This is a genomic window from Brachybacterium tyrofermentans, assembly GCF_039526165.1.
Lineage (GTDB): Bacteria > Actinomycetota > Actinomycetes > Actinomycetales > Dermabacteraceae > Brachybacterium > Brachybacterium tyrofermentans.
This window is the reverse complement of the sequence record NZ_BAAAIR010000046.1, coordinates 189,277-214,055: the sequence shown is the minus strand read 5'-3', so window position 1 is coordinate 214,055 and position 24,779 is coordinate 189,277. Positions and strand designations below refer to the sequence as shown.

General features: G+C 70.1%; 21 protein-coding genes. 4 read left to right on the top strand and 17 right to left on the bottom strand.

Features of this window, described 5'->3' with window-relative positions; genetic code table 11:
• Positions 1 to 20: 20 nt before the first annotated feature.
• Positions 21 to 2,267 carry a HelD family protein gene (locus ABD093_RS15080; RefSeq protein ID WP_193116282.1) on the top strand — a complete coding sequence of 749 codons (2,247 nt, stop codon included), beginning with the start codon at positions 21 to 23 and terminating at the stop codon, positions 2,265 to 2,267.
• A gap of 180 nt (positions 2,268 to 2,447) precedes the next feature.
• Here ABD093_RS15080 and nrdR read toward each other — a convergent pair whose 3' ends face one another.
• Together nrdR and ABD093_RS15070 are read right to left on the bottom strand one after the other, a co-directional pair.
• A complete protein-coding gene (nrdR, locus tag ABD093_RS15075; RefSeq protein ID WP_193116283.1) occupies positions 2,448 to 2,906 on the bottom strand; it encodes a transcriptional regulator NrdR in 459 nt (152 codons plus the stop codon).
• 28 nt (positions 2,907 to 2,934) lie between these two features.
• On the bottom strand, positions 2,935 to 3,240 hold the full coding sequence (locus ABD093_RS15070) for a peptidoglycan-binding protein LysM (RefSeq protein WP_226849661.1): 306 nt from the start codon (positions 3,238 to 3,240) through the stop codon (positions 2,935 to 2,937).
• 260 nt (positions 3,241 to 3,500) lie between these two features.
• On the opposite strand from ABD093_RS15070, the gene lexA reads away from it, so the two are divergent.
• Positions 3,501 to 4,196, top strand: coding sequence for a transcriptional repressor LexA (lexA, locus tag ABD093_RS15065; protein ID WP_193116285.1), 696 nt, complete (start codon positions 3,501 to 3,503; stop codon positions 4,194 to 4,196).
• A 95-nt stretch (positions 4,197 to 4,291) separates the two neighbouring features.
• Here the strand turns inward: lexA and ABD093_RS15060 are convergent, their stop codons facing one another.
• Both ABD093_RS15060 and hflX read right to left on the bottom strand, forming a co-directional pair.
• On the bottom strand, positions 4,292 to 6,322 hold the full coding sequence (locus ABD093_RS15060) for an ATP-dependent DNA helicase (RefSeq protein ID WP_193116286.1): 2,031 nt from the start codon (positions 6,320 to 6,322) through the stop codon (positions 4,292 to 4,294).
• A 35-nt stretch (positions 6,323 to 6,357) separates the two neighbouring features.
• A complete protein-coding gene (gene hflX / locus ABD093_RS15055) occupies positions 6,358 to 7,926 on the bottom strand; it encodes a GTPase HflX (protein WP_193116287.1) in 1,569 nt (522 codons plus the stop codon).
• 159 nt (positions 7,927 to 8,085) lie between these two features.
• Between hflX and ABD093_RS15050 the strand changes: the two genes are divergently transcribed.
• Positions 8,086 to 8,706 carry a class I SAM-dependent methyltransferase gene (locus tag ABD093_RS15050; protein ID WP_193116288.1) on the top strand — a complete coding sequence of 207 codons (621 nt, stop codon included), beginning with the start codon at positions 8,086 to 8,088 and terminating at the stop codon, positions 8,704 to 8,706.
• Here the strand turns inward: ABD093_RS15050 and dapF are convergent.
• Both dapF and miaA read right to left on the bottom strand, forming a co-directional pair.
• The gene (gene dapF / locus ABD093_RS15045) at positions 8,693 to 9,541 is read right to left on the bottom strand and encodes a diaminopimelate epimerase (protein ID WP_193116289.1); all 849 of its coding nucleotides are present in this window, start codon (positions 9,539 to 9,541) and stop codon (positions 8,693 to 8,695) included. The genes ABD093_RS15050 and dapF overlap by 14 nt on opposite strands.
• 9 nt (positions 9,542 to 9,550) lie before the next feature.
• Positions 9,551 to 10,615 carry a tRNA (adenosine(37)-N6)-dimethylallyltransferase MiaA gene (miaA, locus tag ABD093_RS15040; RefSeq protein WP_193116290.1) on the bottom strand — a complete coding sequence of 355 codons (1,065 nt, stop codon included), beginning with the start codon at positions 10,613 to 10,615 and terminating at the stop codon, positions 9,551 to 9,553.
• Between the two features lie 146 nt (positions 10,616 to 10,761).
• Here miaA and ABD093_RS15035 point away from each other — a divergent pair, with 146 nt between their 5' ends.
• Positions 10,762 to 11,247 carry a YbjN domain-containing protein gene (locus ABD093_RS15035; RefSeq protein ID WP_319021494.1) on the top strand — a complete coding sequence of 162 codons (486 nt, stop codon included), beginning with the start codon at positions 10,762 to 10,764 and terminating at the stop codon, positions 11,245 to 11,247.
• Positions 11,248 to 11,300: 53 nt separating this feature from the next.
• Here the strand turns inward: ABD093_RS15035 and miaB are convergent, their stop codons facing one another.
• The 11 genes from miaB to ABD093_RS14980 all read right to left on the bottom strand — a co-directional run bounded on the left by miaB (position 11,301) and on the right by ABD093_RS14980 (position 24,705).
• Positions 11,301 to 12,893: a tRNA (N6-isopentenyl adenosine(37)-C2)-methylthiotransferase MiaB gene (miaB, locus tag ABD093_RS15030; RefSeq protein WP_193116291.1), complete on the bottom strand. Its 1,593-nt coding sequence runs from the start codon at positions 12,891 to 12,893 to the stop codon at positions 11,301 to 11,303.
• Positions 12,894 to 12,963: 70 nt separating this feature from the next.
• Positions 12,964 to 13,398, bottom strand: coding sequence for a regulatory protein RecX (locus tag ABD093_RS15025; RefSeq protein ID WP_425546264.1), 435 nt, complete (start codon positions 13,396 to 13,398; stop codon positions 12,964 to 12,966).
• Between the two features lie 199 nt (positions 13,399 to 13,597).
• Complete coding sequence (gene recA / locus ABD093_RS15020) at positions 13,598 to 14,734, bottom strand: recombinase RecA (protein WP_193116293.1); 1,137 nt, start codon at positions 14,732 to 14,734, stop codon at positions 13,598 to 13,600.
• Between the two features lie 367 nt (positions 14,735 to 15,101).
• Entirely contained in the window at positions 15,102 to 15,326 is a 225-nt protein-coding gene (locus ABD093_RS15015) for a DUF3046 domain-containing protein (protein ID WP_193116354.1), read from the bottom strand.
• Between the two features lies 1 nt (position 15,327).
• The gene (locus tag ABD093_RS15010) at positions 15,328 to 15,633 is read right to left on the bottom strand and encodes a helix-turn-helix domain-containing protein (RefSeq protein ID WP_193116355.1); all 306 of its coding nucleotides are present in this window, start codon (positions 15,631 to 15,633) and stop codon (positions 15,328 to 15,330) included.
• Positions 15,634 to 15,838: 205 nt separating this feature from the next.
• Positions 15,839 to 16,315 carry a CinA family protein gene (locus ABD093_RS15005; RefSeq protein ID WP_319021495.1) on the bottom strand — a complete coding sequence of 159 codons (477 nt, stop codon included), beginning with the start codon at positions 16,313 to 16,315 and terminating at the stop codon, positions 15,839 to 15,841.
• Entirely contained in the window at positions 16,312 to 16,905 is a 594-nt protein-coding gene (pgsA, locus tag ABD093_RS15000; protein WP_193116294.1) for a CDP-diacylglycerol--glycerol-3-phosphate 3-phosphatidyltransferase, read from the bottom strand. The genes ABD093_RS15005 and pgsA overlap by 4 nt, the downstream gene beginning before the upstream one ends.
• Positions 16,906 to 16,987: 82 nt before the next feature.
• Complete coding sequence (locus ABD093_RS14995; RefSeq protein ID WP_377802322.1) at positions 16,988 to 19,792, bottom strand: FtsK/SpoIIIE family DNA translocase; 2,805 nt, start codon at positions 19,790 to 19,792, stop codon at positions 16,988 to 16,990.
• Positions 19,793 to 20,042: 250 nt separating this feature from the next.
• The gene (gene dapA, locus ABD093_RS14990; protein ID WP_193116296.1) at positions 20,043 to 20,984 is read right to left on the bottom strand and encodes a 4-hydroxy-tetrahydrodipicolinate synthase; all 942 of its coding nucleotides are present in this window, start codon (positions 20,982 to 20,984) and stop codon (positions 20,043 to 20,045) included.
• Between the two features lie 55 nt (positions 20,985 to 21,039).
• Positions 21,040 to 23,811, bottom strand: a complete 2,772-nt coding sequence (gene asnB / locus ABD093_RS14985) for an asparagine synthase (glutamine-hydrolyzing) (protein ID WP_193116297.1) — start codon at positions 23,809 to 23,811, stop codon at positions 21,040 to 21,042.
• Between the two features lie 165 nt (positions 23,812 to 23,976).
• Positions 23,977 to 24,705: an HAD-IA family hydrolase gene (locus ABD093_RS14980; RefSeq protein WP_343925514.1), complete on the bottom strand. Its 729-nt coding sequence runs from the start codon at positions 24,703 to 24,705 to the stop codon at positions 23,977 to 23,979.
• Positions 24,706 to 24,779 lie beyond the last annotated feature (74 nt).

The following is a 24,779-nucleotide window of genomic DNA, read 5'->3' as shown; positions in this document are numbered from 1 at the left end:
CCGTCAGAGGGAGCAGATCCGTGGACGATGCTGAGGGACAGATCGACCGGGAGATCGCGCACGAGCAAGCCTATGCCGATCGCCTCTACGCACGCCTGGACGTGCTGATCGACCAGGTCGAGCGCAATCTCGAGCAGATGCAGGCCTCGCAGAACGCCTCGACGCACCAGAACCGGTCCGAACGGGACTCGTTCATGGCGCTGTACGAGGACCGGCTGGCGCTGCTGCGATCCGTCGCACGCGCCGTGGTGTTCGGACGCCTCGACATGGATGACGCGGAACGCCACTACATCGGCCGCATCGGACTGTTCACCGCCGAGCGCGAGCAGCTCCTCGTCGACTGGCGCGCCCCCGCTGCCGCCGCCTTCTACCAGGCCACCAGCACCGACCGACAGCAGGTGCGCCTGCGCCGGCATCTGATCAGCCGCGGCCGCACCATCAACGGTCTGGAGGACGATGTTCTGGACCAGTCCGTGCTCGAGGAGGCCGACCACGACGTCGTGCTCCAGGGCGAGGGCGCTCTGCTCGCCGCCGTCTCCGGCCACCGCACCGGGCGGATGGGTGACATCGTCGCCACGATCCAGTCCGAGCAGGACCGCATCATCCGCTCCGAGAACCGTGGCGTGCTCGTGGTCCAGGGCGGTCCGGGCACAGGGAAGACAGCGGTCGCCCTGCACCGGGCGGCCTACCTGCTCTACACCCATCGCCGCCGCCTCGAGCACACCGGCGTGCTGATCATGGCGCCGACCCCCGGGTTCCTGCGCTACATCGAACGGGTCCTGCCGAGCCTCGGCGAATCCGGCGTCGTGATGCTCACCCCCGGCGAGCTGTACCCGGGCATCGAGACGTTCCTCCACGATGAGGACGAGATCGCCGCGCTGAAGGGCGACATCGCCATGGCCGAGCTCCTCGACCGGGCGATCCGACAGCGCCAGATCGTGCCCGACGCAGATATCCGCCTGCGCATCGACGGCACGCCCATCACCCTGACCCGGAGCGCCCTCCGCGCCGCCCGTCGCGAGGCCCGCGCGTCGCGCAAGCCGCACAACATGGCACGCACCATCTTCGTGCGGGTGGCGATGGACCGGCTCGCCGAGTCGTACGAGAAGGCATTGGCCGCCGGCGGCCACACCGTGGTGCCCGAGGATCGCCCGGACCTCCTGTCGGACCTCCGCAACGATTCCGAGATCAAGAGACAGCTCAACCTGGCCTGGCTGCCCTACACGCCGCAGGGGTTCCTACGGATCCTGCTCTCCCGACCCGATCGTCTGCGTGCGGCGGCCCCGCCTGCGCTCGCGGAGAGCATCGAACGCCTGGTGCGCCCCAAGGACGCCCCCTGGACGGTCGAGGACATCCCGCTGCTCGACGAGGTCGCCGAGCTCCTCGGCGAGGACTCCGCGCCAGCCGAGGCCCGCGCCCGCGACGCGGCCGCGCAGCGCGAGGCGGATGTCGACTACGCCCGGAAGGTCATCGAGAACATCGACAGCTCCGGGATCGTGCGCGCCGAGGACCTCGCCGACCAGGTCAACCGGGTCCGCGACGGCCGCACGCTCGCCGAGCGCGCATCGTCCGAGCGCAGCTGGACCTACGGCCATGTCGTCGTCGACGAGGCCCAGGAGCACTCGCCCATGAGCTGGCGCGCCCTGATGCGACGAGCACCCACCAAGTCCTTCACCGTGGTCGGCGACGTCGCACAGACCTCCTCTGCAGGAGGCACCACCTCGTGGAGCGACGCCCTCAGCCCGTACATCCAGGACCGGCTCCAGGTCGAGCACCTGACCGTCAACTACCGCACGCCGAGCCGCATCATGGATCGCGCGATGGCGATGGCGCATGCCCAGAACCTGCCCGTCACCGAGGTCAGCTCGGTGCGTGACGGAGACCGGGACCCCCTGATCCAGCGCAGCGAGCAGATCGACCTGGCCCGGGTGGCCGCCGATGCGGTCGAGGTCGTGCACAAAGAGGGCATCGGACGGCTCGCGGTCATCGCCGCGTCGGAGCGGGTCCCCGACCTCTTCGCCGAGCTGAGCAGGCGCAGCGAACTGCCGGACGTGGGCGAGGGTTCTTCGGGCGTCGACGACGCCATCGCGGTGATGACCGCCCAGGAGGCCAAGGGGCTGGAGTTCGACGGCGTGATCATCCTCGAACCGATCGAGCTGATCGAAGCCCACGGGGCCGGCGACCTCTACGTCGCGATGACCCGCGCGACGCGTCATCTCGGCGTGGTCCACTCGCGGGAGCTCCCGGCGGGCATCGCTCCCGCCTGAAACGGCGATCGGCGGCCGCGGCTTCCCCTCCGCGACCGCCGATCAGGTGTGCACTGCAAGAGTGCACGAGGGATATCTTATGCACAGTCGGGGACGGCCCTGGACCATCTCCACAGAATCCACAGAAGTTGGTGTCCGGACCGGACAGATATGTCTGACTCCGGCCGCGATGCCGGCGGATCAGCCCGCCGTCGTCGCCTCGGCGCGCAGTCGGGTGATGGCCGCGTCGAAATCGTCGAGCGAATCGAAGGCCTGGTAGACGCTGGCGAAACGCAGGTACGCCACCAGGTCGAGCTCCTGGAGCGGCTGCAGGATCGACAGACCGACCTCATGGGCATCGATCTCGGCCTGCCCGCTGGAGCGAATGTCCTCCTCGACGCGCTGGGCCAGCATGGCGAGCTGATCGTCGGTCACCGGCCGCCCCTGGCACGCCTTGCGAACCCCGGAGATCACCTTCGCCCGGCTGAAGGGCTCGCTCACGCCGGAGCGCTTGTGCACCGAAAGCGACGCGGTCTCCGAGGTCGAGAATCGACGCGAGCAGTTCGGGCACTGGCGGCGGCGACGAATCGTCGCACCGTCGTCGGAGGTACGCGAATCCACGACTCGCGAGTCGGGATGGCGGCAGAACGGGCAGTGCATCCCCTCAGGATACCGGCCCGCACCCGCATCAGCGCGATGCGCCGTCGAAGACGGGCATCTCGAGCTCCTGACCGACGGACACCCGTCCGGTCGGAAGCTGGTTCACAGTGCGCGCCTCCACGACGAACTCATGGGGACTCATCCCTTCCGGCGCATACTCCTCGGCGTAGCCCCAGAGGGTGTCGCCCTCCTGGACCGTCACGGTCACCGCATCATCGTCGGCTCCGCCGGCGAGAGCGGCGGGGATGCCGAACACCAGCAGTGCCGCCGCGGCGACGGCGAGCCCGAGCAGGAAGGCGATCGCCGTCAGGAGCATCCGGCCGCGCCGGGTCATGACGAGTCGAACGTCCGATCGAGCAGAACGCTCAGCCCGCTCATCACGGTGCTGCGGGAGGGGAAGAACCGTAGCCATATTCGTATGCATGTCCGAACTCCTGTTCGATCGAATGTCTGTGCGACTGTAGCCCCCCATCGCCGCGACACGCAAGAGGAACCTCGAACACCTGTTTGGAATCCCGTGCGTGCCGCCCTAGGCTGGGCAACACGACAACGGAACCGCAAGGGTCCGACAGACGAAGCCAGGAGGCCCGCACCATGACGCCGAGCACCCCCAAGCCGAGCCGGGTCCGCGACGACGCCGTGGAGGATCCAGTGACGGCAGGGCTCACGCCTCGGCAGCGGCTCGTGCTCGAGACCATCACTGCCGAGATCGCCGCGCACGGCTACCCGCCCACCATGCGCGAGATCGGTGACGCGGTGGGCCTGACCTCCTCGTCCTCCGTCTCCCACCAGCTCCAGGCCCTCGAGCGCAAGGGCTTCCTGCGCCGCGACCCCAAGCGCCCCCGCGCGATGGAGGTCGTCATGCCCGGTGACGACGGGACGCCCGACTTCCCGTCCACACCCGAGATCACCCCGAACTCGGTCTCCGTGCCCCTCGTGGGAAGGATCGCGGCCGGCGTCCCCATCACCGCCGAGGAGCAGGTCGAGGACATCTTCACCCTGCCCTCACGGCTGGTCGGCGACGGCGACCTCTTCCTGCTCCAGGTGGTCGGCGACTCGATGATCGACGCTGCGATCTGCGATGGGGACTGGGTGGTGGTGCGCAGTCAGAAGGAGGCGCAGAAGGGCGAGATCGTCGCCGCGATGATCGACGGTGAGGCGACCGTGAAGACCTTCGTGCAGCGTGACGACCACGTGTGGCTCATGCCGCACAACCCGTCCTTCGCCCCGATCCTCGGTGACCACGCCGAGATCCTCGGCAAGGTCGTGGCCGTGCTCCGCTCGGTCTGACGCATGACGACGTCCGTCGAGGGGCTCCGCTCGGTCTGACGCATCACGACGTCGAGGGCCTCCGCTCGGCCTGCCTCCTGACGACGTCGAGGGGCTCAGCCCTCCGCGAGACGCCGCAGGGCCCCCAGTGCCACCTCGGGATCCGTGGTGGGCCACAGCGGAGGCATCGACTCTCGGAGGAATCCGGCATACCGCGCAGTGGCCAGCCGCGGATCGAGCACCGCGACCATCCCGCGATCCTCCTGGGACCGGATCAGCCTCCCGGACCCCTGCGCCAGCAGCAGTGCCGCGTGCTGCGCGGAGATCGACATGAAACCGTTGCCCCCGTGACGGCTGATCCGCTCCTGCCGGGCCGCGGTCAGAGGGTCGTCGGGACGCGGGAACGGGATCCTGTCGATGGTGACCAGGCGCAGCGCCCGCCCCGCGACATCGACCCCCTGCCAGAGGGTGAGGGTCCCGAACAACGAGGCGTCCTCGTCCTCCCGGAAGTTGCGCACCAGGTTCGCCATCGAGTCCTCGCCCTGGACCTCGATCGTGAGGTCCAGGCGGGCCCGCACATGCTCGGCGGCCAGCTCGGCGCCGCGGCGCGAGGAGAACAGGCACAGCGCTCCCCCACCCGATGCCTCCACCAGCTCGGTGAGGTGATCGAGCATCGCCGTCGAGGGCCCTTCCCGTCCCGGCGGCGGGAGATGGCGCGCGGTGTAGAGGATGCCCTGGCGGCGGTAGTCGAAGGGGCTCCCCACGTCCACCCCGGCCCAGGCACCGGTGTCCGCCGCGATCGGAACCTCCTCGGCACCGATCCGGTCCACCCTGGCCAGCCCCACCTCGCCGGCGGCCGGCTCGAAGCGATTCCCGAGCGCGAGCGTCGCGGAGGTCAGGACGGCAGTGCGGTGCTCGAGGATCGCCCCACGCATCGCACCGGCGACGCTCAGCGGCGCCACCTGGATGCTCGAACGCCCCGTGGCCTGCGAATGGGAGACGGAGACGACGTCGTCGTCGGCCGGGGCCCCCAGGCGTTCGCAGACGTCGATGATCTCCTGCAGGTTCGCGCGGACCGTCTTGCGGGTGCCGGCGGTCCCCGTCGTCGTGTCGTCACCGGCGTCCTTGGCGTCGGAGTGGGCCGTGCGGGCCTCGATCCGCAGCTGCTGGATCGCATCGGCGAGGCGGTCGGGCAGGGGACCGATCACGCGGCCGTCGGGGGCGAGCTCGAGGGATTCGCGCAGCTCCTCCGAGGCATCGTCGAGGGCCGTCCCGGCGACGCCGAGCCCGCGCAAGTCGCGCACGGTGCCGCGCAGCATGCCCGGGTTCAGGACATCGGTGACGGCGCTGGTGACGCGCCCGGAGAGGTCATGCGCCTCGTCGAAGACGACCACGTCGTGCTCGGGGATGATGCCGTGGCTGTCGAAGGCGTCGATGGCCAGGAGGGCATGGTTGGTGACCACGATGTCCACCTCGCGGGCGAGCTCGCGGCTGCGCTCGGCGAAGCAGGACTCCACCATCGGGCAGGTCCCGCCCAGGCACTGGGATCCCGTGACGGACACCTGGCGCCAGGCACGATCGGAGACCGCATCCTCCAAGGAGTCACGATCTCCGCTGTCGGTCTCCTCCGACCACTCCCGCAGGCGCTTGACCTGGTCCCCCAGGCGTTCGCTGCCCGAGCGCGACGGATCGGTCGAGGCCTCGGCGAACAGCGCGCCGGGGTCGATGTCCACCGGGTACCCGCCGTCGATCTTGTGCCGGCAGAGGTAGTTCGCACGCCCCTTGAGCAGGGCGAAGGTGGGCGTGCGCGGCAGGTGCGGGGCCACCGCCTCGACCAGGCGCGGCAGGTCCTTGCGCACGATCTGGGTCTGCAGGGCGATCGTCGCGGTGGAGATCACGACTGGTCGGCCGCTCACCAGGGCATGGCGGAGCGCGGGGACCAGATAGGCGAGCGACTTGCCGGTGCCGGTGCCTGCCTGCACGAGCAGGTGGCGGCCTCCGGACATCGACGTGTCGACCGCCTCCGCCATGGTCTGCTGGCCGGGGCGCGGCACGCCGCCGATCGCCTCGACCGCCGCCTCCATGAGGGTGGACAGCTGGATATCGGCTGCCCCGGGGGCGGCCTCATGATCGGTGGCGGTGGTCATCGGATCAGCGTATCCGCGCCGGATCCGATGACCCCTCAGGCCGCGCCGTGCAGCTCTGCGGCAAGCGCCTCATCCACGCGGGCATGGAGCTTCGTGCCCTCCATCACGTGCTCCTCGGAGAGCACCTCGCCGGTGGTGTGCGCGCGGGCGATCAGGTCGCCGCGGGAGTAGGGCACGAGCACCTCGACCTCGACCGCCGGGCGCGGGAGGTGCTCGGCGATCAGATCCCGGAGCTCCTCGATGCCCATGCCGGTCCGGGCCGAGACGACGATCGAGTCCTCGACCTGGCTGCGCAGGCGGGCGATGGTCTCGGGCTCGGCGAGGTCCGCCTTGTTGAGCACGATGACCTCGGGCACATCGAAGCCCTCGACCTCGCCGAGCACGGTCCGCACGGCTTTGATCTGGCCTTCGGGATCCGGATGGGAGGCGTCGACCACATGCAGCAGCAGATCGGAGTCGCCCACCTCCTCGAGGGTCGAGCGGAAGGCCTCCACCAGCTGCGTGGGCAGGTGCCGCACGAAGCCGACGGTGTCCGCGTAGGTGAACTCGCGGCCGTCCGGGGTGGTGGAGCGGCGCACCGTCGGGTCGAGGGTCGCGAAGAGCGCGTTCTCCACGAGGACCCCGGCACCGGTCAGCCGGTTGAGCAGGGAGGACTTGCCGGCGTTGGTGTAGCCGGCGATCGCGACCGCCGGCACCTGGCTGCGGCGGCGGTCGGCCCGCTGGGCTTCACGCCCCGGGGTCATCGCCTTGATCTCGCGGCGCAGCTTGGACATCCGATCACGGATCCGACGACGGTCCAGCTCGATCTTGGTCTCACCGGGGCCTCGAGAGCCCATGCCCGCTCCCGCGCCGCCGACCTGACCGCCGGCCTGCCGGGACATGGAATCGCCCCAGCCGCGCAGACGCGGCATCAGGTACTCGAGCTGGGCGAGCTCGACCTGCGCCTTGCCCTCGCGGGATTTGGCGTGCTGGGCGAAGATGTCCAGGATCAGCGCGGTGCGGTCGATGACCTTCACCTTGACGATGTCCTCGAGCGCGCGGCGCTGGCCGGGGCCGAGCTCGCCGTCCGCGATCACGGTGTCAGCACCGCTGGCGGCGACGATCTCGGCCAGCTCTGCCGCCTTGCCCTTGCCCAGGAAGGTCGCGGGGTCGGGGTGTGCACGACGCTGAAGCACGCCGTCGAGCACCTCGGAGCCCGCCGTCTCGGCGAGCGCGGCGAGCTCGAGCAGGCTGGTCTCCGCCTCCCCGGTGTTCCCCGAGGTGTAGAGACCCGCCAGCACGACTCGCTCGAGGCGGAGCTGTCGGTATTCGACCTCGCTGACGTCCTCGAGCTCGGTGGAGAGCCCGGCGACGCGACGCAGAGCCTGACGGTCGGCGAGGTCGTACTGTTCCCCGTCGGACGAGGAATCGTAGGTGGCGGATGCCGCGCTGCGGGAGAGGATCCGCTGGGTCAGCGCGTCTCGTCGGCCCACGGCCGGCGCGGTCTCCTCCGGGATGGCCGGGGTGCCTGCGCTGTCGGTGTGCGCCGCGGCCCCGGTCCCTCCCGTGGTGGTCCCGTCGACGTCGGTGTCGGAGTCGGGTTCGGGATGGAAGGCGATGGGCACGGTCGGGGCACTCCTCAAGATGGGGGACGAACTGTCCTGACAAGAGTCCCACGACCGCGGGCCGTGGTCGAGGCATTTTGCGGTGAGCGGATAGCGGTGCTGTGGTCATCCTTCCTCGACGTGCTCCTCCCGGGCCGTCGGAGTCCGTATCCTGCTCAGGTGGACGAGCACTATTTCACCCCTTCCCCGACGACCGATGCCCGGCGCTTCCCGCTTGCGGTGCGCCTGGCCGGCCGCGACCTCGAGCTGGTCTCCAGCGCCTCCGTGTTCAGCGGGCACGGTGTGGACAAGGCCACCGCCGTGCTCCTGAACCGGCTCGACGAGATCACGGAGCCGCCGGCGCGGGCACGGATCCTCGATCTGGGATGCGGCTGGGGGCCGATCGCCCTGACCGCAGCGATCACGCATCCTGACGCAGAGGTGTGGGCGGTCGACGTCAGCGAGCGCGCTCGTGAGCTCACGGCGCAGAACGTCGAGCGAGCCGGCCTCACGAATGTGCGCGTCGTCGCCCCCGACGAGGTGCCGGAGGATCTGATGCTCGATGCGATCTGGTCGAACCCGCCGATCCGGATCGGCAAGCCGGCGCTGCATGACCTGCTGCTGCAGTGGACGGCCCGTCTGACCCCGGAGGGGACTGCCGCGCTGGTTGTCGGGAAGAATCTCGGAGCGGATCCGCTCGCCCGGTGGCTCGGGGAGCAGCTGCCCGATCGAGAGGTCGCGAAGGTCGCCAGCGCGAAGGGCTTCCGCGTGCTCGAGGTGGGTCCCGTCAGACCAGCGTGACGCCGTCGGCGACGAGCACCGCCGGGCCGGTGAGCGTGACCTCACCGGTCGCCGTCCATCCCACCTGCAGGCGCCCACCGGGAACATCCACCGTCCAGGGCTCTGCACTGGTGTCGCCGGCGCGCAGGGCCGCCGCCACAGCGGTCGCCGCGATCCCGGTCCCGCAGGAGCGGGTCTCGCCCACCCCGCGCTCGAACACCCGCATCGCCACGTGGCGCGGCCCGCGCTCGACGACGAGCTCGATGTTCGCGTCAGCGGGAGGTTCGGGGTCCAGGGACGGCCGATGCGTCAGGTCGAGCTGCTCGAGAGCGGTGCCCTCCGGGAGGAAGGCGACGGCGTGCGGGTTGCCCATATCGACGTCCGTGACCGGGAGCGCCTGCCCGGCGACCTCGACGGTGCGCTCCCCCTGGAGGCTCGTGCTCCTCCCCATGCCGATGCGCACCGACCAGGGAGCCCCGTCCGTCTCCGCGCGCTCGAGGACGTCGACCGACCGTGCCCCGGCGCGGGTCCAGACGGCGAATCTGTCGCCCTGCACGTGCCCCGCACGCAGCAGATGCGCGGCGAGCACGCGGACCCCGTTGCCGCACATCTCCGCGATCGAGCCGTCGGCGTTGCGGTAGTCCATGAACCATTCCGGGGCATCCACCGGGGCGTCGATGCCGGCGGCCCGGGTGCGCACGGCGCGGATCACGCCGTCGCCGCCGATACCGGCCCGACGGTCCGTGAGCGCGATGACGGCCTGCGGTTCCAGGTCCAGGGCACCGTCCGGGTCATCGAGGATGACGAAGTCGTTCTCGGTGCCGTGGCCCTTGGTGAAGCGGATGCTGTCGGTCATGGGACGAGCCTATGCCGTCGCCGGCCCGTCCGGCCCGCCCAGCCCGTCCGGCCCGCCCAGCCCGTCCGGCCCGCCCAGCTCGCCCGCGTCCCTGATCGCGTGCAGCGCCCGCTCGAGCACGACGTCGCCCGTGCGCTGCGGGTCTGGGACCGCATCGATCCAGCGCACCCGGAGGTCACGGCGGAACCACGTGTCCTGCTTGCGCACCAGGCGGCGCGTGCCCACGATCGTCGCCTCGATCGCCTCCTCGCAGCTCATCGTCCCGTCCAGGACGGCCAGACCCTGCGCGTACCCGATCGCGCGGCGAGCGGTGAGACCCTGGTCCAGGCCACGGTCGCGGAGTGCCCGGATCTCGTCGAGCAGCCCGAGCTCGACCATCCTGTGCACCCGCTGCTCGATGCGTTCGTGCAGTTCCGCTCGATCCAGGCGCAGCCCGAGCTGCACCGTGCCGGGCTCCGCGTAGATCGGCCGGGGCAGGAAGGCGGCGAAGGGTCGGCCGGTCAACTCCCCCACCTCCAGCGCGCGCACGATCCGGCGAGCATCCCCCGGACCGATCTTCGCCGCGGCCTCAGGGTCGCTGCGGGTGAGCTCGGCATGCAGCGCGGCCGGGCCTTCTCGCGTCGCGCGTGCCTCGAGGCGGGCGCGGGTCTTCGCGTCGGTGGGTGGGAACTCGATCTCGTCGAGGGCCGCGCGCACGTACAGCCCTGAGCCGCCCACGAGGATCGGTCGCCGTCCCCGGGAGCGGATCTCCGCGATCGCTGTGCGTGCGCCCTCCTGGTACGCGGAGACGCTCGCCTCCTGGGTGACCTCCAGGATGTCGAGCTGATGATGGGGCATCGCCTCGCGCTCGGCACTGGTCACCTTCGCGGTGCCGATATCCATGCCGCGATAGAACTGCAGGGCGTCGGCGTTGATGATCTCGCCGTCGAGCCGCCGGGCCAGCGCGATGGCAAGATCCGACTTCCCGGTCGCCGTGGCTCCGACGACGGCGACCACCGGAAGGGCGGTGTGCTCTGCGCGGAGTCCGGCCTGGAGCGGTGATGTCTCGGGCCGCACGGTCGCAGGAAGGTCCATGCCTGGCAGACTACCTGCGCCGATGGCGAAGGTCAGCCGGATCACGCCTGGTGGCAGGCCGATTCCCCGAGGAAGGGAGTAGTGTGAGCCGCGACCCGGCGCCGCCGGGCCGTCGACCACGACTACTGCATTGCCTGAGGTTGGAAGTGACTGCACCGCACGAGTCCCCTGCACTGCCGGACTCGACTCACGGGCTCGCCCCGATGACCATGGCCCGCATCGAGCAGAGCCTTGCTCGGCACGGATATGCCTTCGTCGAGGACGACGAGCACGCGGAGATCCTCCGCGCGCGCTTCGACGACTACCGTTTCCAGTTCATGCTCTCCGGCGAGGAGCAGGCTGTTCTGCAGACCCGCGGACGCTGGAGCCACTCGGTGGACTTCTCCCGCAAGGTCGAGATGGTCAAGCTCTGCAACGAGTGGAACATGAACCGGATCTGGCCCAAGGTGTACGTGCGCCGCGAGTCCGAGGGGCTCCTCGGCGTCTACGGCGAGCTCGCCGCGGACTTCCGCGCCGGCGCCCTGGATTCCCAGGTCGACTCAGCGATCAAGTGCGGGCTGAGCACGGTGATCGCGTTCTTCCACAGCCTCGAGGAGCGCCTCGGCGCCGAGCTGGACGAGCTCGACGTCTGAGCCTGAGGTCCGCGGTTCTCGCGGGCCCTGCGCTATACAGCGCCAGAGCAGGCTCAGGGACGACGCAGGCTCGGCATGCCCAGGGTGACCGGTCCCGGCGGCGCGGCAGCGCCGCCTGTTCCGCAGGAGGATCCGCCGTCCGTGCCGCTCACCCCGGCCTCCCAGGCGTCCCCGGAGCGGGTGCGACGCACGGAGAACTGCTCCGGGGCGAGGGATCCGTCCATGGCGCCGAGAGCGCTGTCCGCGATGAGGTAGTAGGGCGCCGCGCGGGTGACGGTGGCGGTGACCAGGTCCCCCGGGCGCGGCCGGTCCGCGGCGGGCAGACCGGGCGGGAGCGCCAGATGGACCAGGCGGTGGTCGCGGGAGCGGCCGGAGAGACGATGGGTCGCATGCTCCCTCTCGCCTTCCCCCTCGGCGACGAGCACCTCGACCACGCTGCCCTCCAGGCGAGTGTTCTCTTCGAACGTGATCCGGTCCTGCAGAGCCGTGAGTCGCTCGTAGCGCTCCTGGACGATCTCCTTGGGGATCTGGTCGTCCATGGTCGCGGCCGGGGTGCCGGGACGGATCGAGTACTGGAAGGTGAAGGCGCTGGAGAAGCGTGACGCCTCGACGACATCGAGCGTGCGCTGGAAGTCGTCCTCCGTCTCCCCGGGGAAGCCGACGATGATGTCGGTCGTGATCGCCGCCTCCGGGATCCGCTCGCGCACCCGCTCGAGGATGCCGAGGAACTTCCTGCTGCGGTAGGAGCGCTTCATCCGGCGCAGCACGTCGTCGGATCCGGACTGGAGCGGCATGTGCAGCTGGGGCATGACGTTCTGGGTCTCGGCCATTGCGTCGATGACGTCATCGGTGAACATGGCCGGATGCGGGGAGGTGAAGCGCACCCGCTCGAGCCCCTCGATCTCCCCGCACGCCCGCAGGAGCTTCGCGAAAGCGCCGCGGTCGCCGAACTCCACGCCGTAGGAGTTCACGTTCTGCCCGAGCAGGGTGACCTCCAGAGCGCCGGAGTCCACCACGTCGCGCACCTCGGCGAGGATCTCCCCCGGCCGGCGGTCCTTCTCCTTCCCCCGCAGCGAGGGCACGATGCAGAAGGTGCAGGTGTTGTTGCAGCCGACGCTGATCGAGACCCATGCCGCGTAGGCGGACTCCCGACGGGTGGGCAGCGTGGATGGGAACACCTCGAGGGACTCGAGGATCTCGACCTGCGCCTCGGCGTTGTGGCGGGCGCGGTCCAGCAGGACCGGGAGCGAGCCGATGTTGTGGGTCCCGAACACGACGTCGACCCAGGGGGCGCGCTCGACGATCTCGGCACGGTCCTTCTGCGCCAGGCAGCCGCCGACGGCGATCTGCATCCCCGGATTCGCCTCCTTCGCCGGGCGCAGCGAACCGAGGGTCCCGTAGAGCTTCTTGTCGGCGTTCTCGCGCACCGCGCAGGTGTTGAACACGATCACGTCGACCTCGCCGCGACGGGCGTCGGCGCCCGCCGGTGCCGCCGCGTACCCGGACTCCTCGAGCATCCCGGTGAGGCGCTCGGAGTCGTGGACGTTCATCTGGCAGCCGAAGGTGCGCACCTGATAGGTGCCTCGCGGCGCGTTGCGCGCGTCGTCGGTCATCAGGGGATCGGTGGCGAGAGAGCTGAGGGACATAGTCCCCCCAGGATACGGCGCGACTCCGGGCCGGTGTGTGCCGCACGGGCCGTCGAGGATCGGTCGGCGATCAGCCCTCTGCAGGGTCCGCGGCCGCTCGCAGCTCCGCGGCGATCACCTGCACGGCGAGGGATCCCGGGTATCCCTTCCGGGTCAGCAGGGCGTCGAGACGGCGGGAGAGCCGCCGACGGTGGCTGCCATCGCGTTCGCTGCGCAGCTGCTCTCGATCGCGGTATCCGATCCGAGAGCGCACCAGATCCCGGCAGCGCTCCTCCTCGTCGTCCTCCCCAGTTCCCAGGGCGTCCTCGATGAGATCGGACTCCACGCGCCTCGAGGCGAGCTCGCGACGCAGCGCCTCGTCTCCCAGCGCTCGCATCGAGCGCCGCTGCGTCACCCATTCCTGGGCGAAGGCGGCGTCATCGATGAGGTCGGCCCGGTCGATGCGCGCCATGACCTCATGGGCGACGTCCGCGGGGACCTCGCGCTGAGCCAGCCGGTCACGCATCTCCCCCGCAGACCGTTTGCGCAGCGACAGCAGGCGCATCAGGTAGCGGCACTCATGGACGATCGCCTTCTCGCGCTCGGCGTCGTACGGATCGACGGCATGGTCAGGAGCGTCGAGGATCCGGCGGGTCCGCTGCGAGAGANGCCGCGGCCTCCGGGCCACGGCTCCCCCCGACATCGAGCTGAGAATCCGCCATGGATCAGATGGTGGCGGGGACGTCCTCGTCGAGGAACTCGTCCTCGGCGAGGGGCGCCTCGAGCGGATCGAGCGCCTCGTCCTCCGGCGCCGCCTGCTCGGCCGCGTACTTGCCGACGCCGAGGGTGCGCAGGATCTTCTCCTCGATCTCCACGGCCAGGTCCGTGTTGTCCTTGAGGAACTGGCGGGAGTTCTCCTTGCCCTGGCCCAGCTGGTCACCCTCATAGGTGAACCAGGCACCGGACTTGCGCACGATGCCATGCTCGACGCCGAGGTCGATCAGACCGCCCTCGCGGGAGATGCCCTCGCCGTACAGGATGTCGAACTCGGCCTGCTTGAAGGGCGGGGCCATCTTGTTCTTGACGACCTTGACACGGGTGCGGTTGCCCACGGAATCGGTGCCGGTCTTCAGGGTCTCGATCCGACGGATGTCCATGCGCACAGAGGCGTAGAACTTCAGCGCCTTGCCACCGGTGGTGGTCTCGGGGCTGCCGAAGAAGACGCCGATCTTCTCGCGCAGCTGGTTGATGAAGATCGCGGTGGTGCCCGAGGCGGACAGCGCGCCGGTGAGCTTGCGCAGCGCCTGCGACATGAGGCGGGCCTGCAGGCCGACGTGCGAATCGCCCATCTCGCCCTCGATCTCCGCCTTCGGGACCAGGGCGGCCACCGAGTCGATGACCACGACGTCCAGGGCCCCGGAACGGATCAGCATGTCGGTGATCTCGAGCGCCTGCTCACCGGTATCCGGCTGGGAGACCAGGAGTGCGTCGGTGTCGACGCCAAGCTTCTTCGCGTACTCGGGGTCCATCGCGTGCTCGGCATCGATGAAGGCGGCGATGCCGCCGTTGCGCTGGGCGTTGGCGACCGCGTGCAGTGCGAGCGTCGTCTTGCCGGAGGACTCCGGTCCGTAGATCTCGACGATGCGGCCGCGGGGCAGGCCGCCGATGCCGAGTGCGGCGTCCAGCGCGACGGAACCGGTGGGGATGACCTCGACGGGCGGCCTGGTGTCGTCGCCCAGGCGCATGATCGAGCCCTTGCCGAACTGGCGGTCGATCTGTGCGAGCGCGTTGTCCAGCGAGGAGTCGCGATCCTTCGCGGTGGACCTCGTGACGGCGGGCTTCGAAGACTTCGGTGCAGCCATGTGCTTGGTTCCTTCCAGGGGGCCGGGGGGCCGACGTATTGACCGTACGGCCACAGTAAGCGGGGCCCCCGACATTCGCCGCCGCCCTGCACCCCCTGTGGAAGACCGGGGTGTGGGGAGGAAAGGCGAGTTCGCGGTTGTCGTGCCGGGTGACCGTCGGGGACCACTGTACCGAACAGACGTTCGAACACGCGAGCCCATCGGCCGTGTCGCGGCGTGTCGCGTCGTGTCGTCGTGTCGGGTCGAACCGGGCGGCGCGACCACGGGCTCTGCGGCGTGCGCGCAGAGGCCCGCGGCGTGCGCGGAGAAGTCAGCGGCTCGCGCAGCGGTCAGCGGCTCGCGCAGCGGTCAGCGGCTCACGCGGAGGTCAGCGGCGGCGCTGCTCCAGCGGCACTTCCCAGCGACGGGACTCCGGGACCTCCATCGCGTCGCACAACGAGACCCACACCCGACGCACGGGAACCCCGTGCTCGAGAGCCTGCGCGGCGGTCATGCCGCCGGCTCCCTCGAGCACGAGGTCCCGGACATACGTTCCTGCGAGGACCGGGCCGAACACGTGGTCGGCCAGCTCCGTGAACTCGCTGCGACGCACCTCAGTGGGCGCCGACCAGCGGGCTCGCATCGTCGGCGAGGCCCTCGGGCACGGTGTCGGGGATGCTGACGTTCTCGGAGACGGCGATCCGGTCGGACACCTCGCGCAGGACGAAGGACAGCGGGAGACCGAGAGCATCGGTCACGGAGACCAGCAGCTCGCTGGAGGCCTCCTTCTGGCCGCGCTCGATCTCGCTGAGGTAGCCCAGGGACACGCGCGCATCGGAGGACACCTGGCGCAGCGTGCGCCCCTGATTGCGACGCGCGTCGCGCAGGACGTCTCCGAGCTCCTGACGGAACAGGACCATGGCCTTGCCTCCCTTCCTCTGGTTGAACTGATGGAACACCTCGGGGGTGCGGTGCAGAGAAGTCATCACGTCCACCACAACGCCACACCCCTCAAGAGTGTTCCCCAGAGTGTAGTGGCCTCGATCCCAGGGATCCCTGGGAGCTGTGGACAGCGAGAGGGTCCGCGCGGCTCCCCGCACAGCACGCGTTGACCTGCACAGGGACTCAGTCCTCGAGCTCCTCGGCGAGCATCTGGATCGCGAGGTCGACGGTCGTGGCCCGGATCCGTGCCCTGCCTCCGCTGAGATGCAGTTCACGACTGGAGGTCGGAGCGCCTCGTCGGGCCAGTCCCAACCAGACCGTGCCCTCTGCCGCACCGCGCTCATCGGGGCCGGGGCCGGCCACCCCGGTGGTGGCGATCGCGAGGTCGGCGTCGTAGAGATCGAGCGCACCCTCGGCCATGGCCCCGGCGACCTCGGCGTTCACCGCCCCGCGGTCCCGGAGCAGTGCCGCGTCGACTCCCAGCACACGGGTCTTCGCCGCATACGAATAGCAGGCGGCTCCGCCCGCGATCACCGCGCTCGCGCCGGGCACGTCCACCAGGCGGGCCACCACGGCGCCGGCCGTGAGCGATTCGGCCGTGGCGATCATCAGCCCTCGCTCTGCGGCCCGGGTGATGACCGCCTCCGGGCCGGTGCTCACGAGGCGCGTCCGGCGAGGGCCTCGCGGCGCAGGCGCAGACCGTCCTTGAGGTTCACGAGGCCGGACCAGACGGTCAGCACCACGGCGAGCAGCACCAGGGCGAGCCCGACCCAACGGGCCGGCTCCCACCACAGCTCGAACGGGATCAGGCAGAAGGTGATCGCGATCGTCTGGACCATCGTCTTCGCCTTGCCGGCCATGTTCGCCGGCAGAGCGCCGTACTTGAGGATCGTGAAGCGCATGACGGTGATGCCGATCTCGCGCACGAGGATCAGGATCGTCATCCACCACGGCACGTACTCCCAGATCGAGAGCATGATGAGCGCCGCCCCCGTCATCGCCTTGTCGGCGATCGGATCGACGATCTTGCCGAAGTCGGTGATGAGGTTCCGGCTCCGCGCCAGATATCCGTCGAGGAAGTCCGTGATCATCGCGACCACGAAGACGGCCGCGACCAGCAGACGGCCAGGGACTGTGTCCGGGTACAGGACGGCGAGCACCACCAGCAGCGGCACCATCGCGCACCGCACCATGGTGAGGATGTTGGCGATGTTCCAGAGCGGCACAGGGTCCGTGCGGGGTGTGGTCATGATGCTCCTGCGCTCGCGGGGTGGATGGGGTGTCCGGAAGGGTTCGGGGCTCGTACCCCGAGTGGGGTGGAGGGGCGGAGGCTCACCGCCCGGTGAGGCTCCAGGCGTCCTCGCTGTCCTCGCCGCCCTCGTCGTCGTAGTAGTCGGTCGCCGGCTCGGAGCCGTCGTCGGCCAACGGATCAGAGCCGTACCGGTCCTCCGTGCCTGCGGCCGGGGCGGCCTCGGGGGCCGGTGCATCCTGCGCGTCGGTCTCCTCGAGGTCCACCGCCTGGTCGGCGCCGTAGGGCTGTTCGGCGTCGTCCCCGGGGACGTCCTCTCCGCGGATACGGGCGATGGCGGAGGCGAGATCGTCCGGGTGGATCATCACGTCGCGCGCCTTGGACCCCTCCGAGGGGCCGACGATCTCGCGGGACTCCAGCAGGTCCATCAGGCGACCCGCCTTGGCGAAGCCCACCCGCAGCTTGCGCTGCAGCATCGAGGTGGAGCCGAACTGCGTGGTGACCACGAGCTCAGCTGCCTGCAGCAGCACGTCGAGATCGTCGCCGATGTCGTCGTCGATCTGCTTCTTGGCTGCGACGACCTGGACGTCCTCGCGGTAGTTCGGCTTCATCTGGGTCTTGACGTGGTCGACGACCTTGTGGATCTCGGACTCGTTGACCCAGGCGCCCTGGACGCGCATCGGCTTCGCCTTGCCCATCGGATGGAACAGGGCGTCGCCCTGACCGATGAGCTTCTCGGCGCCGACGGAGTCGAGGATGACGCGCGAGTCCTGCAGCGAGGAGGTCGAGAACGCGAGGCGGCTGGGCACGTTGGCCTTGATGATGCCGGTGACGACGTCGACCGAGGGACGCTGGGTGGCGAGGATCAGGTGGATCCCGGCCGCGCGCGCCAGCTGGGTGATGCGCTGGATCGAGGCCTCGACATCACGCGGGGCCACCATCATGAGGTCCGCGAGCTCGTCGACCACGACGAGGAGGTACGGGTAGGGGGCGAGGCGTCGCTCGCTGCCCGCAGGCAGCTTCACCTCGCCGGCCCGCACCGCCTTGTTGAAGTCGTCCACATGCTTGTACCCGAAGGCGGCGAGGTCGTCGTACCGGGCGTCCATCTCCTTCACGACCCACTCCAGGGCTTCGGCGGCCTTCTTGGGGTTGGTGATGATCGGGGTGATCAGGTGCGGGATGCCCTCGTAGATGCTGAGCTCGACGCGCTTGGGGTCGACCAGCACCATGCGCACCTCCTCCGGGGTCGCGCGCATGAGGATCGACGTGATCATCGAGTTCACGAAGACCGACTTGCCGGCGCCGGTGGCACCCGCGACGAGCAGGTGGGGCATCTTGGCGAGGTTGGCGATGACATAGCCGCCCTCGACGTCCTTGCCCACGCCCATCACCAAGGGGTGCTCCGTGCGACGCGCGACCGAGCTGCGCAGCACGTCGCCGAGGACGACCGTCTCGCGGTCCGTGTTGGGGATCTCGATGCCGATGGCCTTCTTGCCCGGGATCGGAGAGAGGATGCGCACGTCTGAGCTCGCCACGGCGTACGAGATGTTCTTGTCCAGGGCCGTGACCTTCTCGACCTTGGTGCCCGGAGCGAGCTCGACCTCGTAGCGCGTGACCGTCGGCCCGCGGGAGAAGTCGACCACCTTGGCGTTGACGTTGAACTGCTCGAAGACCTCCTCGAGCGCAGCGACCACCTGGTCGTTGGCCTCGGAGCGCGTCTTGTGCGGCGCACCCTCGAGGAGGAAGGACGACTCCGGCAGCGTGTACACGACATCGCCGGCCAGCTCGAGCTGCTCGCCGGCCCGCGGCAGGTCGCCCATCGGCGGGTGCACGAGGTCCGCCTTCTCCTCCTCGGCAGGCTTGGTGGGAACAGCCTTGGTCGCAGCAGGTGTGCTCGCGACCGGCGCCTTCGCCGCGGCAGTCGGCATCGGGGTGGTCGCTCCGGCAGCGGCAGGGGCGCCCTTGCCGGGGAAGGTCTTGGCCCGGTTGTTCTCGTCCTCGACCACGTCGAAGACCTCCGCGGAGTCGGCCGTCGAGGCCCGCTTCGCGCGGGAGCCCCGACCCTTCTTCGCCGCGGCCGCGGCGGCCTCCTCGGCGGTGACGCCCTGTTCGAAGGCCTCGTCGCCGGCGTAGCCGAAGCTCTCGTGGTCCCGGGTGGCCTCGTCCTCGGCCTTCTCCCGGCGGCTGCGACGGCGCGGGCGGCCAGTGGACTGGGCCTGGGTGGCCTGCTCATGGACTGCGGGGTCGACGCGGCGGGGGCGCAGCCCGAGGGCGACCCGCTCGGCGTCCTCCTCCTCGCTGCTGCCCACCATCACGTCGTACACATCGCGCAGGCGGGACGGGATCGACTCGACAGGCGTCGCGGTGAGCACCAGGACGCCGAAGGCGATCACCACGGAGTGGATGACGATCACCGCGACCGGCGGGAGCAGGGCCTCGAGCGGGGCGGCGGCGAGATAACCGAGCACCCCTCCCCCGCGGGCCAGGGCGTCGATGCCGTCCGCCGGGGCGGGGAGCCGCGCGGAGACGGAGGCGATCGCCGAGATCGCGGTGAGGAGCAGCAGGATCCCGATCGCGATGCGGCTGTTGGCGCGCACCTGGTCGGGACGGCGGAACATGCGCATCGCCCATCCGGCCGCGAGCAGCGGGATCACCATGGAGGAGATGCCGAAGGTGCCCGCGACCACGGTGTGCACGGCGCCGAACACAGGACCGGCGGACTGCCACCACTCCACGACGGCCACCAGGGCCGCGATGAGGAGCAGGAACAGCGCATAGCCGTCCCGTCGCTGGTCGGGTGAGACCTCCCAGCGTGCGACGCCGATCGAACGGACGAGGCCGCCGATCATCCGGGCGATCGCCAGATAGCCGGAGCGCACTGCGCGCACCGGCAGAGGGAGCGTCGACGGATCGTGGGCCGCGGAACCGGCGGTACGCGAGGTACCGGCGGACGAGCTCCGGGACGAGCCTTTCGACGCACGTGCGGGGGAAGACGTACGTGTCGCCATGTCACCCAGGGTACCGCCCGACCCCTGTCGGACCCGGGAGGCGGCGCGACGGCCCGTCACACCGGTCGTATCTCACGCCCTCGACGGGGAGGCGCGGCGTGGGCCGGAGCCCACCGCTGCACCGCTGGGATCACAGAGGGCGGCGGGACGGATCGCACGGCGGGATGCCGTCCGCTGCATCGAGCGCGGCGGCGAGGGCGCGCAGCTGGTCCGCATCGGCCGGGACGTGCGGGCCGCGCATCGCGGCATGGGGCAGCACTCCCTGCAGGGCGAGAGCCGCCTTGGCCGCGACCGCTCCGGGGAGCTGACTCATGATGGCCTCGACCAGCGGGACCAGACGGCGGTGCGCCTCGAGCGCGCCCGCGAGGTCGGAGCGGTCCACGGCCTCGACCATCTGCTTCTCGAACTCGGCCGCGACCTGGCCGACGACGGACACCACGCCCGAGGCGCCGATCGCGAGCCACGGGAGGTTCAGGGCGTCCTCGCCGGAGTAGTAGGCGAGACCGTTCTCGGCCATGACCCGGCTGGCCTGCTGCAGATCGCCCTTCGCGTCCTTGACCGCGAGGATGCGCTCGTGCTCGCCCAGCCGCAGGAGGGTCTCGTAGGCGAGCGGGATGCCCGTGCGCCCCGGGATGTCGTAGAGCATGACCGGGAGATCGGTCGCGTCGGCGATCGCGGTAGTGTGGGCGATCACCCCGGCCTGGCTGGGCTTGGAGTAGTACGGCGTGACGACCAGCAGGCCGTCGAGCCCCTCGAGCTCCGCATGGGCCCGTGCCAGATCGATCGAGTGGGCGGTGTCGTACGTGCCCACCCCGGCGACGACCTTGACCTCGGGGCCGACGGCGGCGCGCACGGCCCGCGCCAGCTCGAGCTTCTCGACGTCGGTGAGCGCGGGCGCCTCGCCCGTGGTGCCCGAGACGACGATGAGGTCGTTGCCGTGCTCGCTGATGTGCACCGCGAGCTTCTGGGCGGCGTCGAGGTCGACCCCGTGGCCGTCCTGCGTGAGCGGCGTGACCACGGCGGTCCCCACCGCGCCGAAGGGCCGTGCGGGGCGCATGTCGGTGCTGGTCATGATCTCCTCCCAGAGATGTCCTGATCCCAGGAGCCTAATGCAGGCCCCGTCCTGCTCAGCGCCGTGACGCGGCTCCGAGATCGACGAGGATCGCCAGCGGGGTGCGCTGACGGCCCTGTCCCAGCGGGTTGTCCGCGAACGTCGCCTCGAGGCGCTCGTTCGGGGTGTCGACGTCCGATCCCAGCACATTGCGCCCGATGTCGTTGGCGTCCATGACCACGGTGCCCACGAAGCTGTCGCGCAGCGCCGCAGGGATGTCCGCTCCGCGGATCGCCGCGGAGATCGTCGCCGAGACCGCGTCCGGGTCCTTCGGGGGAAGCTTCGCGGAGACGTTGGACGGGAAGGCCGAGTACGGCGTGGGCCCGTCGATCGCCCGCACGTTCGCGCCGACGACCTCGTAGAACAGGCCGCGCTTGCCGATCACCTTGCCGGCCGCGCCGGCGGCCGAGGCCGCCACGACACGGGGCAGGCCGACCTCGCGGATCGCGAGCTCCATCGTGGTGGGGTCGCCCAGGCCGATGCCGGCCGGGGTGCGGGTGACGAAGCGGCTGAGGACCTTCGCCGACCGCCGGGGCTTGATCTCCCAGGTGAACCAGGAGCGGCCCTGCGTGATGGCGATGATCTTCTCGCTGATCACGAAGTACCACGGGGACCCGTCGGGCACGACATCCGCGGGCAGGGATGCCGCGAAGGCCTCGACCCGCTCGCGCGCGAGCGACTCGACATCGTCCCCGCGGGCCACCAGGGCGGTCTGCAGAGGCAGACGGCGCCAGGTGTGGCCGTCGGGCTCGGAGACGAGGTCGAGCTCCTTGGCCGGGTTGGCGACGTAGTCGCTCTTGGGCTCCTCCTCGGTCTCGGGCTCCCGAGCTGCGTCGACGGGGGCCGCAGCGGCCGCGGCGGCCAGCTCCGCCTGCTCGTCGGCGGCGGCACGATCGCCGAGCGCCCGCGTGGAGCCCTCCGCGTCGTCGAAGAAGGTGCGCATCCACAGCTCGACGTTCAGCAGGCGCCAGAACATCATCGTGCCGTGGTTGCCGGGGTTCGCGATGTAGTCCTCGAACAGGGCGACCACGCTGGGGGCGTCGAAGTAGGGGCGGCTCGCGAAGGACTCGGAGGCGAAGATGTCCATCAGCTCCGGGGCGATCGTGCGGAACCACTCGCCCTCCGGGGTCGTGAAGCCGATCTTGTTGCGACGCTTGGAGATCATGTCGGGCAGGATCCCGTCCATGGCCTCGCGCAGGATCCGCTTGTTCCAGCCGTCGTGGATGATGGCGGACTCGTCGAGGGAGAACAGGAACTTCAGCAGCTCCTTGTCGACAAAGGGCACACGGCCCTCGATGCTGAAGCGCATCGTGTTCTTGTCCTCGTAGCGCAGCAGGGAGGGCAGCGAGGACCGGAAGGTGTCCTCGAGCAGGCGCTCCTTGATGTCGTCCTGCACGGACGTGACCTTCTCCGAGCTGTGCTCGGAGACGAAGCCGGAGTTCAGCAGCGCCTCGATCGGTACCGAGGTGCGCCCGGAGTACTTGGTGCGGGCGAGCTTGCGCAGGATGTCGCGGGAGCCGACGATCTCGCTCGCGAGCTCCTTGAACCGCTTCTGACGACGCAGCTGGCGCAGGTAGACGTAGAAGTACGGGTTGTACCCGGCCATCATCTCGTCGGCGCCCTGACCGTCCAGCAGCACCGTCACGTGCTGGCTGGCCTCACGCATCACCGCGTACTGGGCGTACGGCCCGGTGGAGATGATCGGCTCCTCCTGGGTGCGCACGAAGTCACGCAGGTCCTCGAGGAAGGCGTCCGGCTGGGGATGGATCTTGTGCGCCGTGATCTGGCCCGCGTTGTCGCTGAGCAGCTTGTCGACATAGGCCTCCTCATCGTTCGAGGAGTTCGGGAAGACGGCCGAGAAGGTGTTCTGACGGCTGCCGACGGCGCTGAAGTTCTCGTCCTGGGGCTGCTCGCGCAGGTGACGGGCGATCACGGCGGCGACCGCGGAGGAGTCCAGACCGCCGGAGAGGGACGTGCCCACGGGGACCTCCGACTGCAGACGCAGCCGGACTGACTCCTGGAAGCGTTCGCGGTACTCGTCGACGACCTCCTGGCTGTACGGACGGCTGGGGCGCTCGGCGATCTCGCGCAGCTCCTCCTGGAGCCTGGTGAAGGACGTGACCGAGGTGCCGTCGGCGCTGATCTCGAGGACCTCGCCCGCCATGAGGCGGCGCACGCCGCGGAAGAAGGTCTGGGAGTCGTCGTCCTGGACACGGAACTTCAGGTAGCGGTACACGGCGCGGTCGTCCGGTGCGGCGTCGAAGCGCTGCGCCGCGAGCAGAGCACGGATCTCGGAGCCGAACAGGACCTGGGGGCGTCCCCCGGCGCCCTCGGCGCTCTCGTCGATCCAGTAATAGAGGGGCTTGATGCCGAAGTGGTCACGGGCCACGGTGACCGTGCCGGTCTGCGCGTCGTGGATCGCGAACGCGAACATGCCGTTGAAACGGTCGTACGCCGCGGTGCCCCACTCGGCATGCGCCTCGAGGAGCACCTCGGTGTCCGAGTCGGTGCGGAAGGTGTGGCCCAGCTCCTCGAGCTCGGCGCGCAGCGGCAGGTAGTTGTAGGTCTCGCCGTTGTAGACGATGGTGTACCGGCCATCGGCGGTGGTCATCGGCTGGGCACCGCCGGCGACGTCGATGATGGAGAGGCGTCGGTGGGCCAGGCCGGTCTCACCGTCGACGAAGAGGCCTTCTCCGTCGGGCCCGCGGTGGGCCAGAGCGCTGTTCATCCGCCGGGCGATGCCCTCGGTGTCGGCACCGAATCCGTAGCTTCCGGAGATTCCGCACATGAGAGGGGTCCTTTCGAAGGGGACGGCTCCGATCCGCGGCGGCGTCACGTCGAGGCGACGCGGACACCGGATCCGACCGGCACCCGTGAAAGGCGTGCGGACCGGGATCGGCCGCCTGAGCCTATCAACGCCGAGCACCTGCGCAGAGCAGGCGCGGCGTGACGTTCAGCTACCGCGTCGAGCGAGCACCAGGTCATCGCCATCGACCCGGATCTCCAGGTCGTCCAGCGAGGTGACCAGGGCGTCCGCGAGCGGCGACAGCTCGGCGGCCGGGGTGGTGCTCGTCACGGCGACCGTGCGCGCCCCGGCCTCGGTGCCGGAGAGCAGCCCGCCCACCGAGTCCTCCAGGACGATGCACTGCGCAGGGTCGACCTCGAGCCGTCGTGCACCCAGAAGGTACGGCTCCGGATCCGGTTTCCCGCGGCTCACCTGGTCCGCCGTGACCATCTGCGCAGGCACCGGCAGACCGGTGGTCGCCCACCGCGCCTCGAACAGCGGGGCGGTGCAGGAGGTCACGATCGTCCAGGTGGCACGACCGAGCTGCTGTGCCGCCTCGTCGAGCTCGCGCAGCAGCCGCTCGGTGCCGGGCAGCGTCACGATCGATCCGACGTCGGCGATCTCGAGAGCCTCCACCCGGGCATGGGCCGCGGAGAGCTGCTCCGCATCGAGCTCGGGCATCAGCTCGGCGAGGACCTGGCGGGCGGGCTTCCCGTGCTGGGCGTGCCCGAACTCGAGGTCCGTCCCGAGCTCTCGCAGCAGGGTGTTCCACGCGCGCTCCACGGCGGGCCCGGAGTCGATGAGGGTGCCATCCATATCGAGCAGGAGGACCTTCGCACGCAGGGGGAGGGCGTCGCCGGAGGCGGTCTGGGCGAGGGGGTCCGAGGTGGCCGTCATGGCCCCACGATCTCACACCGAGGACCGGACACGAAAGCAACGTCCGCCCAGGTGACCGTACAGTGAACACCATC